12 protein-coding genes are annotated in these 15,070 nt (G+C 68.8%); 9 read left to right on the forward strand and 3 right to left on the reverse strand.

The window, feature by feature from the left end; genetic code table 11:
- Nucleotides 1–44: 44 nt before the first annotated feature.
- On the reverse strand, nucleotides 45–1,202 hold the full coding sequence (locus WHX56_RS28185; RefSeq protein ID WP_129246073.1) for an ABC transporter substrate-binding protein: 1,158 nt from the start codon (nucleotides 1,200–1,202) through the stop codon (nucleotides 45–47).
- Between the two features lie 79 nt (nucleotides 1,203–1,281).
- Nucleotides 1,282–2,295: an LLM class flavin-dependent oxidoreductase gene (locus WHX56_RS28190; RefSeq protein ID WP_338879596.1), complete on the reverse strand. Its 1,014-nt coding sequence runs from the start codon at nucleotides 2,293–2,295 to the stop codon at nucleotides 1,282–1,284.
- Nucleotides 2,296–2,374: 79 nt separating this feature from the next.
- On the opposite strand from WHX56_RS28190, the gene WHX56_RS28195 reads away from it, so the two are divergent.
- The 3 genes from WHX56_RS28195 (at nucleotide 2,375) to tgt (ending at nucleotide 5,502) form a co-directional block, all read left to right on the forward strand.
- The gene (locus WHX56_RS28195; RefSeq protein ID WP_287752709.1) at nucleotides 2,375–3,208 is read left to right on the forward strand and encodes an IclR family transcriptional regulator; all 834 of its coding nucleotides are present in this window, start codon (nucleotides 2,375–2,377) and stop codon (nucleotides 3,206–3,208) included.
- A 102-nt stretch (nucleotides 3,209–3,310) separates the two neighbouring features.
- The gene (gene queA / locus WHX56_RS28200) at nucleotides 3,311–4,369 is read left to right on the forward strand and encodes a tRNA preQ1(34) S-adenosylmethionine ribosyltransferase-isomerase QueA (RefSeq protein ID WP_338879597.1); all 1,059 of its coding nucleotides are present in this window, start codon (nucleotides 3,311–3,313) and stop codon (nucleotides 4,367–4,369) included.
- Entirely contained in the window at nucleotides 4,366–5,502 is a 1,137-nt protein-coding gene (gene tgt / locus WHX56_RS28205) for a tRNA guanosine(34) transglycosylase Tgt (protein ID WP_338879598.1), read from the forward strand. Before queA ends, tgt begins: the two co-directional genes overlap by 4 nt.
- Before the next feature lie 12 nt (nucleotides 5,503–5,514).
- On the opposite strand, the gene WHX56_RS28210 is transcribed toward tgt, so the two are convergent.
- Nucleotides 5,515–6,255, reverse strand: a complete 741-nt coding sequence (locus WHX56_RS28210) for an IclR family transcriptional regulator (protein WP_338879599.1) — start codon at nucleotides 6,253–6,255, stop codon at nucleotides 5,515–5,517.
- Between the two features lie 226 nt (nucleotides 6,256–6,481).
- Here WHX56_RS28210 and WHX56_RS28215 point away from each other — a divergent pair, with 226 nt between their 5' ends.
- The 6 genes from WHX56_RS28215 (at nucleotide 6,482) to WHX56_RS28240 (ending at nucleotide 15,070) form a co-directional block, all read left to right on the forward strand.
- Nucleotides 6,482–8,095, forward strand: coding sequence for an acyl-CoA carboxylase subunit beta (locus WHX56_RS28215; RefSeq protein ID WP_338879600.1), 1,614 nt, complete (start codon nucleotides 6,482–6,484; stop codon nucleotides 8,093–8,095).
- Between the two features lie 41 nt (nucleotides 8,096–8,136).
- Nucleotides 8,137–9,300 (forward strand): acyl-CoA dehydrogenase family protein, encoded by a 1,164-nt coding sequence (locus WHX56_RS28220; protein WP_338879601.1) that lies wholly within the window; start codon nucleotides 8,137–8,139, stop codon nucleotides 9,298–9,300.
- A gap of 7 nt (nucleotides 9,301–9,307) precedes the next feature.
- A complete protein-coding gene (locus WHX56_RS28225) occupies nucleotides 9,308–10,159 on the forward strand; it encodes an enoyl-CoA hydratase/isomerase family protein (RefSeq protein ID WP_338879602.1) in 852 nt (283 codons plus the stop codon).
- A gap of 8 nt (nucleotides 10,160–10,167) precedes the next feature.
- A complete protein-coding gene (locus WHX56_RS28230) occupies nucleotides 10,168–12,204 on the forward strand; it encodes an acetyl/propionyl/methylcrotonyl-CoA carboxylase subunit alpha (protein WP_338879603.1) in 2,037 nt (678 codons plus the stop codon).
- Complete coding sequence (locus WHX56_RS28235) at nucleotides 12,201–13,994, forward strand: acyclic terpene utilization AtuA family protein (protein WP_338879604.1); 1,794 nt, start codon at nucleotides 12,201–12,203, stop codon at nucleotides 13,992–13,994. The genes WHX56_RS28230 and WHX56_RS28235 overlap by 4 nt, the downstream gene beginning before the upstream one ends.
- Before the next feature lie 101 nt (nucleotides 13,995–14,095).
- Nucleotides 14,096–15,070, forward strand: a complete 975-nt coding sequence (locus WHX56_RS28240) for a tripartite tricarboxylate transporter substrate binding protein (RefSeq protein ID WP_338879605.1) — start codon at nucleotides 14,096–14,098, stop codon at nucleotides 15,068–15,070.

Below are 15,070 nucleotides of genomic sequence, written 5' to 3' on the forward strand. Positions count from 1 at the left end.
CCGCCCCACCGCCGGGCCGCCCCCGCCGGGAGGTTCAGCCTCTACTATTGCTGGAGTTTCCATTTGCCGGACGCCACGGTCGCCATCACCAGCGCGCGTTCGTCCAGCCCGTTGTGGTCGGTGGGGCTCATCGTGACCACGCCGGTCGCCGTGGGCAGGTTCTTGACGCTTTCCAGCGCGTCGCGCAGCGCCGCCCTGAATTCGGGCGTTCCGGGCTTGGCCTTCTTCAGCGCGGCCGGAATCGCCTGCTGCAACAGCAGCCCGACGTCCCAGGTATAGGCCGCGAACAGGGACACGCTGCCGGGACCGTTGGCGGCCTCGTACTTCTTGGCGAAGGCCTGGGCCGTGGCCTTGACGGGGTTGTCGTCGGGCAGCAGGTCCGCCACCATCACCGGCCCCACCGGCACCCAGGCGCCGTCGCAGGCGGCGCCGCAGACGCGCAGGAAGTCGTTGTTGGCCACGCCGTGGTTGAAGTAGATCCTGCCCTGGTAGCCGCGCTCGCGCAGCGCCCGGGCCGGCATGGCGGCGGGCGTGCCCGAGGCCCCGACCACCACCGCGTCCGGCGACGCGCCCACGAGCTTCAGGGTCTGGGCCACGGCCGAGGTATCCGTGGGCGCGAAGCTCTCCTTGCCCACCACCTCGATGCCGTGCTTCTTGGCCGCCTTCTCGATTTCCACCCAGAAAGTTTCGCCCAGCGCGTTGTTGAAGCCGATGAAGGCCAGTTTCTTCACGCCGTTGGCCGCCGCGTGGCGCGCGATGCCCTCGGCCATCAGCGAATCGGAGTGCGGGGTCTTGAAGACCCAGCGCCGCTTGTCGTCCACCGGATCGATCAGCCGGGCCGACGAGGCCAGCGTGATCACCGGCGTGGCGCCCGTGGCCACCGTATCCAGCATGGCCATGGTGTTGGGCGTGGTGGTGGACCCGACGATCAGGTCCACCTGGTTCTCCGAGATCAGCTTGTGGGAATTGCTGACGGCCCGGGTGGTGTCGGACGCGTCGTCCAGCACCACGTATTCGACCTTGACGCCCCCGATCTCGGTGGGCAGCAGGCTGATGGTGTTGCGTTCGGGAATGCCCAGGGACGCCTGGGGGCCGGTCGTGGACAGGGTGGCGCCTATCTTCACTTGGGCCAGCGCGGGCGAGGCGCCCGCGGCCAGCAAAGCCGCCAGCGCGGCGGCGGTCAGGGTGCGGCGAGGGGTCATGCGCGGTCTCCTTTGGTGGGCGGATATCGTTATGCGTTGCGCCGATCCGCCACGGCGTGGAATTCCGGTACTCAGTTATTTATACGGCGGGAACGCCTCCGCGGGCCACGCCCGACAGCGGCACCGCCTGCTCCATCAGGCGCTGCATGGAATCCAGCACCAGGTCCTGCGGCATGAGCCCGAAGTTGTGCAGGCTCATGACGTGGTCCAGGCCCATGGCGGCCAGCCGCTCCAGCTTGCCGGCCACCGTGCGGGGCGATCCGAACAGCGACAGGCCGCTGGCGATGATGTCGTCGTACACCTGCTTGCGGGCGTACAGGCGGGTGTCCACGTATAGGTCGAAGGCATGCGCGGCGCGCTCGCGGGCTGCTTCGTCGGTGGGGGCCACGTGCGTGTGCAGGGCCACCGCGGCCATGCCGGCGGCGTCCTCGATGCCCGCTTCGGCCAGCCCGCGGCGGTAGTCCTGCATCATCTGCCCGATTTCCTCGAAATCGTCCACCGCCGCATAGGGCACGAACAGCATGCGGCGGCCCTGGCGGCCGACGTGGTAGGCGGCCTCGCGGCGCAGGATGGCGACGTACAGGGGCACCGGATCCTGCACCGGCTGCACGTTCAGGCGCACTCCGCGGATCGTGTTGAACCTGCCCTCGTGCGTGACCCGTTCGCCTCGCAGCAGGCGTTCGACCAGCATCAGGTTTTCATCGAAGCGCTCGCGCTTGGCGGCGGGATCCACGCCATAGCCGTCGAATTCGTGCTTCAGGTAGCCGGACCCGACGCCCAGCGCCAGCCTGCCTTGTGAAAGCTGGTCCACCAGGGCATAGTTTTCCGCCACCGTCAGGGGATTGTGGAAAGTCAGGATGGAGATGGCGGTGCCCAGCCGCAGCCGGCTCGTCTGCTGCGACAGCGCCGCCAGGAAGACCGCCGGATTGGGCACCGCGCCGTATTCGTGGAAATGGTGCTCGGCCACCCAGAAGGTGTCGTAGCCCAGTTGCTCGGCCCGGCGCGCCTGCTCAAGCACCTGGCTGTAAAGCTGACCCAGCGTGCGCGGCTGGGACGGGTAGTGGTCCTGGACCGAGAAGATGGACATCTTCATGGCTTGTCTCCGGATTTGTCCGCGGCCCGCGGCTGATGTATTTTTTAGTGATACACGTATTCTAATAAGAGACGAATCGATGTCAACAAACAGCAGCACCGGAATCCAGTCCGCCGAAATCGCCCTGGACGTGCTGACGCGGCTGGCCGAGCTGGGCGGCGCCCTGTCCGTGTCCGAACTGGGGCGCAGCCTGGACATGCCGCGCGCCAAGGTGCACCGCTATCTGGTGTCGCTGGAACGGCGCGGCTATGTCGAGCAGGATGCCGCCAGCGCCCGCTACCGGCTGGGCCCGCAGGCGCTCCACACCGGGCTGGCGGCCCTGGCCGACGTGGATTTCGTGAAGCTGGCGGCAGGCTGCCTGGACGGCCTGAGCGCCGCCATCGGCCAGACTGTGTTCATCTCGGTCTGGGGCCAGCACGGCCCCACCATCGTGCAGTGGCGCGACGCGCGGCTGCCGGTGACCGTCAACGTGCGGGTGGGTTCGGTGCTGCCGCTGCTCAACAGCGCCACCGGCCGGGTCTACGCCGCCTGGCTGCCCGAGGCCGTGGCCCTGCCGCGGGCGCTGTCCGAATGGGGCGCGCTGCTGGGCCAGGACCCCGACGCGGCCCGGCGCCAGGACGCGGCGCGCGCGCTGGATGCGGCCGAACCGCCCGGCGACCCGGCCGCCGCGCTGCGCCGGCAATGGCAGGCCACCCGCCAGCGCGGCTACGCCAGCGTCAGCGGCCATCTGCTGCACGGCATCGATTCGGCCGCGGTGCCCGTGCTGGACGCCCAGGGCCAGTTGGCGGGCGCCATCACCGGCCTGGGGCTGCACGGCGGTTTCGACCTGGCGCCCGAGGGCGAACCGGTGCGGGCGCTGATCGCGGCGGCGGCCGGCTGCTCCCGCCGGCTGGGGTGGAAACCGGCGCCTTGATCGGAAGGCGCCGGGCCGGCCGTTCTACAATAATGGGTTGTCCCGGGTCCGCCCGGCTCGCCTGTGCCATCTTTTGCCGCCCTTTTCCGGACGGATATCCGCGTGACCCCATCCCTCACCGTTGCCGATTTCAACTACGACCTGCCGCCCGAGCTCATCGCCCAGGCGCCCGCCGCCGAACGCACGGGCAGCCGCCTGCTGCACCTGGACCGGGCCGGCCAACTGCATGACCGGCAGTTCGCCGACCTGGCCGCGCTGCTGCGCCCGCACGACCTGCTGGTCTTCAACGACACCCGCGTCATCAAGGCGCGCCTGAACGGCCACAAGATCACCGGCGGCAAGGTCGAGGTGCTGGTCGAACGCATCACCGAACCCGACCGCGTCCTGGCCCACGTGCGCGCCAGCAAGTCGCCCGGGCCGGGCATGGTGCTGCGCCTGGCCGACGCGTTCGAGGCCACGGTGCTGGGCCGCGAAGGCGAACTCTTCGACATCCGCTTTCCCGGCCCGGTGCTGGATCTGCTGGACGCCCATGGCGCGACGCCGCTGCCGCCCTACATCACGCACCAGGCCGACGCCGGCGACGATGAGCGCTACCAGACGGTCTACGCCCGCGAGCCCGGCGCCGTGGCGGCCCCCACCGCGGGCCTGCACTTCGACCAGCCCACCCTGGACCGCCTGGACGCGCTCGGCGTGGCGCGCGCCTTCGTCACGCTGCACGTGGGCGCGGGCACCTTCCAGCCCGTGCGCGTGGACAACCTGGCCGACCACGTCATGCACGCCGAATGGTTCACCGTGCCCCAGGCCGCGGTGGACGCGATCGCCGCCGCCCGCGGCCGCGGCGGCCGGGTCGTCGCCGTCGGCACGACCAGCGTGCGCGCCCTGGAATCCGCCGCCGCCCAGACCGAAGAGCTCGCCGCCCCCGGCCTGCCGCTGGCGGCCGCCCAGGGCGACACGCGCCTGTTCATCACCCCCGGCTACCGCTACCGCGTCATCGACGCCCTGGTAACCAACTTCCACCTGCCCCAGTCGACCCTGCTGATGCTGGTGTCGGCGCTGGCCGGCGTCGAACCGATACGCCGCGCCTACGCCCACGCCGTCGCCGAGCGCTACCGCTTCTTCAGCTATGGCGACGCCATGTTTATCGAGTCCCCCGCCCCATGACCGGACTGAACTTCGAACTGCTCGCCACCGACGGCGGCGCCCGCCGCGGCCGCATCACGCTGAACCACGGCGTGGTCGAGACGCCCATCTTCATGCCCGTGGGCACCTACGGCAGCGTGAAGGCCATGCTGCCGCACGAACTGAAGGAAATCGGCTCGCAGATCGTGCTGGGCAACACCTTCCACCTGTGGCTGCGCCCGGGCACGGAAATCATGGAAAAGCATGGCGGCCTGCACGGCTTCATGCAATGGGACAAGCCCATCCTGACCGACTCCGGCGGCTTCCAGGTGTTCAGCTTGCAAGGCATGCGCAAGATCACCGAGGAGGGCGTGAAGTTCGCCTCCCCGATCGACGGCGCGCGCCTGTTCCTGACGCCGGAAGAATCCATGCGCATCCAGCGCTCGCTGAATTCCGACATCGTCATGGTGTTCGACGAATGCACGCCCTATGAAATCGACGGGCGGCCCGCCACCGTCGAGGAAGCCGCCCGCTCGATGCGCATGTCGCTGCGCTGGGCGCGCCGCTCGCGCGAGGAATTCGACCGCCTGGGCAATCCGAACGCCCTCTTCGGCATCGTCCAGGGCGGCATGTACGAATCGCTGCGCGACGAATCCCTGGCCGGGCTGCAGGACATCGGCTTCCACGGCTACGCCATCGGCGGCCTGTCGGTCGGCGAACCCAAGGAAGACATGATGCGCATCCTGGCGCACGTGACGCCCAGGCTGCCGGCGCAGGCGCCGCGCTACCTGATGGGCGTGGGCACGCCGGAAGACCTGGTCGAAGGCGTCGCCCGCGGCGTGGACATGTTCGACTGCGTCATGCCGACCCGCAACGCCCGCAACGGCTGGCTGTTCACCCGGTTTGGCGACGTCAAGATCCGCAACGCCAAGTACCGCGACGACACCCGCCCGCTGGACCCGGGCTGCGGCTGCCACACCTGCGCGAATTTCTCGCGGGCGTACCTGCACCATTTGCAGCGCGCCAACGAAATCACCGGCGCGCGCCTGAACACCCTGCACAACCTGCATTTCTACCTGACCATCATGAAGGAAATGCGGGAAGCCATCGCCGAAGGCCGCTTCGACGCCTGGCGCGCGCAGTTCGCGGCCGACCGCAAGCGAGGGGTGGATTAGGCTGGCTCCGCGCTAACGGGGCGGGCCGATCTCGAAACGCCGCAGTTCCTCTTCCATGGCCCGCGCCAATTCCGCCCCACGGCTGCGCGGCATACGATGGGCCGGGGCCACTATCCCCAGGGCCGCGGTGCCGATGGTGCCCACCGCGAACGCCAGTCCCACTCCCCCGGCGCCCTGGCCGCTCACCTGCGCATAGCCCTGCGCGCGCGCCTGCCGGATCCAGCGCAGGAGCTTCGGCAAGGAAAGGCCGCGCGCCTCGTACTGGCGCTGGTGCCGTGCGAAGTGACCGCCGATCCGCTCGTCGTCCCACTGCGCCAGCAAGGCGAAACTGGGAATTCCCAGCCCCAGCAAGCGGGTGCCGCCCACATGGTCCGCGTAGGATCGTATCGGGCGCGGCCCCTCCTCCAGATGCAGGCAATGGCTGTAGTCGCCGCAGCGCGCCACCAGGAATACATGCTCGTCCGAGCGGCGCGCCAGCGCCTTCATGAGGGGCACGCAGACTTGCGTCAGCGGCGACTGGGCGAGCGCCGCCAGCCCCAATCCCATCGCCTCCAATCCCAACCGGTAAGTCCCGCCGGCCAGATCGCGGTGGGCGAACCCCTCGGACACCAGCGTCGCGAGCATCCGGTACGCGGTCGTGCGGTCCAACCCGGATTGCGCCACCAGTTCGCGCAATTCCACGCCGGATTCCCGCTCCACGCCCAATAGGCGCAATAGGCCCAGCGCCCGGCCGATGCTCTGCCCTCCGCGCACGGGCCGTCGCGCGGAAACAGGCGAAGAAGGTCGTGGCACAGCGACGCGCAGCGGCATGGTCGGCACTCCTCGATCAACCGGGAAGGCCCGGTCGTAGTCCGATTGGCGGAAGGTTTGTGTACATGGTGCACAGCCGGGCAGATAGTCGTTGCGACGGAAGTGTCCCTGGCCTGGAATGTGCCTGCAACCGCCAGCGGCCGCAAGAACCCATGACAACATTCCAGCCATGACCCCCTACGAATCCCGCATCGCCACCGGCTCGGCCGGCTTCATCGAGCAACGCGCCGGCATGCTGGCCCTGATTGCCGAAATGCGTAGCCTGGAAGAGCGCGCCGCGCACGCTTCGGCCGGCGCGGCCGCGACATTCGCGAGCCGCGGCGCCTTGTTGCCGCGCGAACGCGTCGACCGCCTGCTCGATCCGGGCCAGCCCTTCCTGCCCTTGGCCACGCTGGCCGGCTATGGCCTGGACGACTCCAATCTGGACACCTGCATCCCCGGGGGCTCGCAGATCGCCGGCATCGGCCATGTCAGCGGCGTCCGGTGCATGGTGGTGGCTACCGATTCCGCCATCGAGGCCGGCGCGCTCACCGAAGCCGGCAACCTGAAGCTGATGCGGTGCCAGGAAATCGCCCTGGAGAACAGGCTGCCGTTCGTGCACCTCGTGGAATCCGCCGGCGCCAACCTGCGCAAGTATCGGGTCGACAAGTTCATCCGGGGCGGCGGCATGTTCTACAACCTGGCCCGGCTTTCCGCCGCCGGGGTGCCCGTCATCACCATCGTCCACGGCTCGTCGACCGCGGGAGGCGCGTACATGCCCGGCCTGTCCGACTACGTCATCATGGTGCGCGGGCAAGCCAGGGCCTTTCTTGCCGGCCCCCCGCTGCTCAAGGCCGCGACGGGCGAAATCGCCACTGCCGAAGAACTGGGCGGCACGGACATGCACGCCCGAATCAGCGGCCTGGCCGAATACGTGGCCGATGACGACGCCCACGCGATCGCCATCGCCCGCGCCGTGGTCGGCGCCCTGCCCTGGCCAAGGGCGGAAGCCCCCGCGCGCGCCGCGCCGCCGCGATCGGACCCCGACGAACTGGCCGGCGCGATGGTGCTGGAACACCGCCGCCCCGTCGACATGCGCGAGATCGTCGCCAGGATCGTGGACGGCTCGCTATGGCTGGACTTCAAGCCCGACTACGGCGAGCACACGGTTTGCGGCCACGCCAGGATCGACGGACACGCCGTGGGGGTCATCACCAACAACGGGCCGATCGATCCCGCGGGAGCCACCAAGGCCGCCCAGTTCATTCATCTGTGCAACCAGTCGGGCACGCCCATCCTGTTCCTGCAGAACACCACCGGATTCATCGTCGGCCGCGCCTCCGAAGAGGCCGGAATGATCAAGCACGGGTCCAAGATGATCCAGGCCCTGTCCAACTCCCAGGTGCCCCAGATCACGATCCACTGCGGCGCTTCGTTCGGCGCGGGCAACTACGGCATGTGCGGCCGCGCCTTCCGGCCGCGCTTCTGCTTCTCGTGGCCCAATGCGCGCACCGCGGTCATGGGCGGCGAACAGGCCGCGGCCACCCTGGAGATCGTCGCGCGCCAACAGGCCGAGCGCACCGGCCGCCCTCTGGACGAAGCCCGGCTGGCCGCGCAAAAGGCCGACATCATCGCGAGCTTCGACCGCCAGGCCGGCGCGTTCTACACCAGCGGCCATTTGCTCGACGACGGCGTCATCGACCCGCGCGACACGCGCCCGGTGCTGGCCTTCGTGCTGGCCATCATCGCGCAGGCGCAATCGCATCCGTCGCGCCCCATACAGTTCGGGGTGCCCCGCTTCTGAATCCCCAGTGCCGGCCAAGCCCCTGCAAACAAGGAGAAGACATGCTTTACACGCAGCAGCACCGCGATCTGATGGACAGCCTGAGACGCTTCATCTCCGCCGAAATCGATCCCCACGTGGACGAATGGGAGGCTGCCGAGATCTTTCCCGCGCACGAACTGTTCAAGAAAATGGGCGCGCTGGGATTTCTGGGCATCACCAAACCCGAAGCCTATGGCGGCCTGGGGCTGGACTTTTCCTACGCCATGGCGGCATCCGAAGCCCTGGGATACGTCCGCGCGCAAGGCGTGGGAATGGGTATCGGCGTGCAGACCAACATGGCCACTCCCGCCTTGGCCGCTTTCGGCTCCGATGCGCTGCGCCGTGAATTTCTGGCCCCGGCCATCGCCGGCGACATGGTCGCGTCCATCGGCGTATCCGAACAAGGCGCCGGATCGGACGTCGCGTCCCTCAAGACCCGGGCCAGGCGCGACGGCGACGACTACGTCATCAGCGGCTCCAAGATGTGGATCACCAATGGCACCCAGGCGGACTGGATCTGCCTTCTGTGCAACACGTCCGATGGCAGTCCGCACAAGAACAAATCGCTCATCGTGGTGCCCTTGCGCGAAAACGGCAAACGCGTCCGGGGCGTGGAAATCCAGAAAATCCGCAAGTTCGGCATGTGGAGTTCAGACACCGCCCAAATATTCCTGGACGAGGTACGCGTACCGGCGCGCAACCGCATCGGGGAGGAAGGCATGGGCTTCATCTACCAGATGAAGCAATTCCAGGAGGAACGCCTGGACGGCGCCGCGCGCCGCCTTGCCGCCATCATGTGGATCCAGGAAACGGCGGACTATCTCGGGCAGCGCCAGGCCTTCGGCCGGCCGTTGCTGGACAATCAATACATACAGTTCAAGCTGGCCGAACTGAAAACCGAATTGGAGGCCTTGCGCGGGCTGATCTACCTCGCCACGCAAACCTATATCGAAGGCGGCGACGTAGTTGAACTGGCGTCCATGGCCAAGCTGAAAGCGGGCCGGCTGTCTCGCGAAATCGCAGAATGGTGCATGCAGTTCCAGGGCGGCATGGGCTACACCTGGGACAACCCCGTGTCCCGCGCCTACCGCGACTACCGGCTGTGCTCCATCGGCGGCGGCGCCGACGAGGTCATGCTGATGGTGATCGCCCGCCATATGGGCCTGATGGCCAGGCGCGGCTGAGGCAGCCATGGACAACGCCTACCGGCACCTCATCGTCGCCGATCGCCGCGGCCTGCGCTTCATCACGCTCAACCGCCCCGAAACCCGCAATGCGCTCGGCGCGGAGATGGTCGCCGAACTGGACCGCGCCATTACCGTCGAACCCGGCGAACCGCCGCCGCGGGCGCTGATCGTGCGCGGCAGTAACGGCTTTTTCTGTGCCGGCGGCAATGTCGGCGGCTTTGCCGCCAATCTGGCCGGCCCCGGGCGCCAGGACGAAGCCGCCGCGGCGCGCAATCTCGGATTCGGCCGTTTCATGGCGCGCCTGGCAACCCTGCCCATGCCCGTGCTCGCGGCGGTGGAAGGGGCGGCGATGGGCGGCGGCATGGGGCTGGCCTGCGCGGCCGACATCGTGCTGGCCACGGACGACGCTCGATTCGCCCTGAGCGAGACCAGGCTGGGACTGGTCCCCGCGCAGATCGCCCCATTCGTCGTTGCGCGCCTGGGACTGCGCCTGGCGCGCCGGCTGGGCATCAGCGGCGAACACGTACGCGGCGCCGAAGCCGTGCGGCTGGGCATCGCGGACCAGCTTGCGCCGGACCGCAGCTCGCTCGACGGGCTGCTGGCGCACTGGCTGACGCTCATCTGCGCCTGCGCACCGCGGGCCAACGCCCTGATCAAGCCTCTGTTGGCCGAATGCGCCGCCGCGCCGCAGCCGGCGGGCGCCGAACCGGACCGCGCGGCCGCGCTGTTCGCGCGCTGCCTGCGCGATGAAGGCGTGGAAGGCATCGCCGCATTCCGCGAGCGCCGCCCCCCCAACTGGACCGAGACCATCACCGCCGACGACGTACGCCTGGCTTGCGGCGCCGCCTCTGCCTGAGACCTTCCATGACCGACAGAAAACTCGTCCGACCCTTCCACACCTTGTTGATCGCCAATCGCGGCGAGATCGCGCGCCGCATCGCGCGCAGCGCCCGGCGCCTGGGCTACCGCAGCGTCGCGGTGTACTCCGATGCGGACGCCGACGGCCTGCACGTGCGCGAGGCGGACCTCGCCGTGCGCATCGGCGGGCCGGCCGCCGGAGACTCGTATCTGAACATCGCGGCCATCCTGGAGGCCGCGCGCAGCGCCGGCGCGGACGCGGTGCATCCCGGCTATGGGTTCCTGGCGGAAAATGCGGAATTTGCCGCCGCAGTCGAACAAGCCGGCCTGGTCTTCGTCGGCCCGCCGGAGGCGGCTATCCGGATGATGGGCAACAAGGCCCGGGCCAAGGTGGCGATGGCCGAGGCGGACGTGCCTTGCATCCCCGGCTACCAGGACGGCGATCAGAGCGCCGAGGCCTATGCCCAGGCGGCGGGGCGCATCGGTTACCCGGTCATGATCAAGGCCGCGGCAGGAGGTGGCGGACGAGGCATGAGACAAGTCCGGAACCCGGAAGAACTGCCGCCGGCGCTGGCGTCCGCAGCGTCCGAAGCCGCGGCCGCATTCGGTTCGAACGAACTGATCCTCGAGAAAGCCATCGAGCGCGCGCGCCACATCGAAATCCAGGTGCTGGCGGATAGCCATGGCAATGTCATTCACCTGGGAGAGCGCGACTGCTCCATCCAGCGGCGCCACCAGAAGATCATCGAGGAAGCGCCGTCGCCGGCCGTGGACGATACGCTGCGCGCGCGCATGGGCCAGGCCGCGCTGCGCAGCGCGCGCGCCATCGGCTACCAGGGCGTGGGCACCATGGAGTTCCTGCTCGCCCCCGACGGCAATTTCTACTTCATGGAGATGAATACCCGCCTGCAGGTCGAACATGCAGTGACCGAAGCAATTACCGGGCTGGATCTGGTCGAATGGCAGTTGCGCGTCGCCGCGGGCGAACCGCTGGACTTGGAGCAGGATGCGCTGCAATTCCGGGGACACGCCATCGAGGTGCGCTTGACGGCCGAGGACGTGCCGGCGGGCTTCCTTCCGCAGACGGGAACGCTGCGGCGCTGGCGGCCGCCGCAGGAAACGCGCGCCCTGCGCATCGACCACGGCCTCGCCGAAGGCGGTGCGATCTCGCCCTATTACGATTCCATGATCGCCAAGCTGATCGCCCATGGCCGCACCCGCGAAGAGGCGCGCCGCAAGCTGCGGCAAGCCCTGGAGCAATGCGTCGTGCTGGGCGTGCCCACCAACCAGTGGTTTCTGGCCGCCTGCCTGGAGGATCCGGTGTTCGCCGCGGGATCCGGAGTACACACGGGCTTCGTCGAGGAACGTTTCGGCGCAAGCCTGAAAGCCCGCCCCGCCGCGCCCCCGCTGACAGTGGCGTGGGCCGCCTTCGCCGCCTATGCCTGCGCCATGGATGCACCGGGTCCGGACATCGCGCCGCCGCGTCCCGCCGCCCGCCCGTGGCGCGCCAATCTGATGCAGGAAAACACCTCCTGGGACATCTGCGTGACGCCCGATGGGCAAGGCTGGCGCATCGAGGCGAATCTGTCCGAATCCACGATCGACACCGGGCCGCATCGGTTCGAACTGCGCAATGCCCGATGGCAGTCGCCCGATCGCAGCGTTCTGGAGGCCGAGTTCGATGGCGCCCGCGAAAGCGTCTGCCTTGCTGCCGGCGAAGCCGGGCTTAGTCTGTTCCATCGCGGCCGCGCCTGGGAATTCCTGCAAGTCCCGGCTCACAAGCCGCGTAATGCCGCCATGGCGGACGGCACGGTCACGGCTCCTTTCACCGGCCGCATCCTGCTGGTTGCCGTGCAAGCCGACGATCAGGTCGGCGCTGGGGATCCCTTGCTCACCATGGAGGCGATGAAGATGGAACACACTCTGTATGCCCCCGTCGCGGGCCGTATCGTGGAACTCGCGGCCCAGGCCGGCGGCCAGGCCTCCAAGGACAGGCCCTTGCTGCGCATCGAGCCGCCGGCATCCCGGGAGGCCGCATCATGAGCCCCGTCCGGATCGGCGGCGCCAGCGGCTTCTGGGGAGATTCCGCCACGGCCACCCCGCAACTGCTGGCGGTGCCGGGCCTGCAATACCTGGTTTACGACTACCTGGCCGAGACCACCATGTCGATACTGGCTCGCGCCCGCAGCAAGGACCCGTCGCTGGGATACGCCACGGACTTCATCCATGCCGCGATGGAGCCGCAACTGCGCCAGATCGTCGAGCGCGGCATACGCGTAGTGGCGAATGCCGGCGGCCTGAATCCCCAGGCCTGCCGCGACGCCCTCGCGCAGGCCGCGGCGCGCCAGGGCGTCGCGCCGCGCATCGCGATCGTCGTCGGCGACGACGTCCTGCCCCTGCTCCCCCGCTTGCGCGCGAAGGGTGTCGAAGGCCTGCCGGAAGCGCCCTATTCGGCCAATGCCTATACAGGCGCGCGCGGCATCGCGCTGGCGCTCGGCCAGGGCGCGCAGATCGTCATTACGGGCCGCTGCGTCGACAGCGCCGCCGTGCTGGGGATCCTGGCGCATGAGCATGGGTGGCGCTGGGACGACTGGGACCGGCTGGCCGCCGGCACCCTGGCCGGGCACCTCATCGAATGCGGCGCGCAAGCGACCGGCGGCCTGTATACCGATTGGCAATCGGTGCCCGGCTGGGACAACATGGGCTATCCCGTCCTCGATTGTGCCGAGGATGGCAGCCTCGTGCTGTCCAAGCCCGCCGGCACCGGCGGCCTGATCGCAGCGGGCTGCGTCGCCGAGCAGGTGCTGTATGAGATCGGCGACCCGGCAAGCTATCTGATGCCGGACGTCATCTGCGATTTCCGGCATGTCGGCGTGACGCAGTTGGACGCGGACCGCGTCGCGGTGCGCGGCGCCCGAGGACGTCCGCCCACCGACAGTTACAAGGCCAACGCAACCTGGCGGGACGGCTACCAACTGGCAACGCTGTTGGCCATCCGCGGGCCGCAGGCGCAAGCCAAGGCCGAAAAGACCGCCGCCGCGCTGCTGGACCGCAGCCGCCGCATGATGCGCGAGCACGGCCTTGCGGATTACCGCGACACGCTGGTCGAAATGCTGGGCTGCGAGGCGCTGTACGGTCCGCAGGCTCGGCACCTCCCCACCCGCGAGGTCATCCTCCGCATCGCGGTCCGCCATGACCAGCCCCAGGCGCTGGGCTTCCTGCAACGCGAATGCGCCTCGGCAGGCACGTCCATGGGGCCGGGCACCCGCTCGTCGTTCTATGGCAGGGCCGACATCCAGCCCGTGATACGCGTCCAATCCTTCCTGCTGCCGAAGTCATGGGTAACGGAATACGTGCTGATCGACGAATCCCGCCACGCCGTTCCAGCGCCCGCCGCCGGCCCGGACACCGTTCCGCCGGCACCGGCGGACAGCGAGCCCGCCGCCGTCCGGCCAGGGGACAGCCCCGAGCGACTGCTCATCGTCCCCTTGCAGGCCGTGGCCTGGGCCCGCAGCGGCGACAAGGGCGACATCGAAAACATCGGCGTCATCGCGCGCCGCCCCGAATTCCTTCCCTGGATACGCGGCCAACTGGGCCCGGACCAGGTGCGCGCGTATTTCTCGCACCTGGTCAAGGGCCGGGTCGAGCGATACGACGTGCCGGGACTGCATGCCATGAACTTCCTGCTGCACGAAGCCCTGGGCGGCGGCGGCATGGCCAGCATGCGTTCGGACCCGCTGGGCAAATCCTACGCCCAGATGCTGTTGGACCACCCCCTGCAGGTGCCCGCCAGTTGGCTGGCGCAGGGCTGGATCGCCTTGCCGGAGACCTGACCCCGCCATCGACCCAGCCCGACCGCCATCCGCTGCGCGAATTTGCCGCTCCCGAGGAACGCCGTTTCCTGGGGTTGCCAAGACTAAAAGGAGACAACGACATGATGCGAACCATCACCAAAGGCATTGCCGCCCTGGCCGTTGCGGGCGTTCTTTCTTGCGCGGGCGCCGCCCGCGCCGAGTATCCGGAAAAACCGCTGCACATCGTCGTGCCCTACACCACGGGCGGCGTTTCCGACGCCGTGACGCGGCTGATCGCCCGCAGGCTCAGCGACGAAGTCGGCCAGCCGATCGTGATCGAAAACCAGGGCGGAGCCAACGGCCAGATCGGCTCTTCGACGGTGGCGCGGTCGGCCCCCGACGGCTATACCTTCGTCGTCGTGGTGATGGCGCACGCAATCAATCCCAGCCTGTACAAGCGCATGGCCTACGATCCCCTGCGCGACCTGCGGGGGATCAGCCTGTTCGGCCGCATTCCCATGCTGCTGGTGTCCAGCGGCAAACTGCCGCCGCGCAGCCTGGCCGAGTTCATCGCCTGGGCCAGGGCCAATCCCGACCGCGCCACCTTTGCTTCGAGCGGCGCGGGGTCGGGAGCGCAACTCACGGCAGAGAAGTTCGCCCAGGAAAACGGGTTGCGCATCACGCACGTGCCATACAAGGGCGTGGCGCCGGCCATGGGGGATCTCCTGTCCGGGCAGGTCGCCGCGATCTTCGATTCGGTGCAGACCATGATGCCCCAGGTCAAGGCGGGCAAGCTGCGCGCCCTGGCCATTACCAGTGCTGAACGCTGGCCGGCCGCTCCCGAGGTGCCGACCATGGAAGAAGCGGGCGTGCCGGGTTTCGCCCTGGGCAGTTGGATAGGGATGCTCGCGCCCTCGGGGGTGCCCGATGCCCTCGCTGCCCGCATGTCCACGGCCGTCCAGCGGGTCCTGGACCAGCCCGACCTGCGGGCGCAACTGATCGAGTACGGCGTGGATCCGGTCGGCGGCAAACCGGAGGAATTCGACCGCTTCATCGCCAGCGAGGCGCAGCGCTGGGCCAAGGTCATCGCCGAAGCCGGCATCCGCCTGGAGTAA

Source organism: Achromobacter veterisilvae, assembly GCF_037619525.1.
GTDB lineage: Bacteria > Pseudomonadota > Gammaproteobacteria > Burkholderiales > Burkholderiaceae_B > Achromobacter > Achromobacter veterisilvae.

Excerpts from the sequence above, each read along its gene's own strand:
- WHX56_RS28185 (WP_129246073.1), bottom strand. The coding sequence starts at position 1,202 with ATGACCCCTCGCCGCACCCTGACCGCCGCCGCGCTGGCGGCTTTGCTG.
- WHX56_RS28190 (WP_338879596.1), bottom strand. The coding sequence starts at position 2,295 with ATGAAGATGTCCATCTTCTCGGTCCAGGACCACTACCCGTCCCAGCCG.
- WHX56_RS28195 (WP_287752709.1), top strand. The coding sequence starts at position 2,375 with ATGTCAACAAACAGCAGCACCGGAATCCAGTCCGCCGAAATCGCCCTG.
- tgt (WP_338879598.1), top strand. The coding sequence starts at position 4,366 with ATGACCGGACTGAACTTCGAACTGCTCGCCACCGACGGCGGCGCCCGC.
- WHX56_RS28215 (WP_338879600.1), top strand. The coding sequence starts at position 6,482 with ATGACCCCCTACGAATCCCGCATCGCCACCGGCTCGGCCGGCTTCATC.
- WHX56_RS28220 (WP_338879601.1), top strand. The coding sequence starts at position 8,137 with ATGCTTTACACGCAGCAGCACCGCGATCTGATGGACAGCCTGAGACGC.
- WHX56_RS28225 (WP_338879602.1), top strand. The coding sequence starts at position 9,308 with ATGGACAACGCCTACCGGCACCTCATCGTCGCCGATCGCCGCGGCCTG.
- WHX56_RS28230 (WP_338879603.1), top strand. The coding sequence starts at position 10,168 with ATGACCGACAGAAAACTCGTCCGACCCTTCCACACCTTGTTGATCGCC.
- WHX56_RS28235 (WP_338879604.1), top strand. The coding sequence starts at position 12,201 with ATGAGCCCCGTCCGGATCGGCGGCGCCAGCGGCTTCTGGGGAGATTCC.
- WHX56_RS28240 (WP_338879605.1), top strand. The coding sequence starts at position 14,096 with ATGATGCGAACCATCACCAAAGGCATTGCCGCCCTGGCCGTTGCGGGC.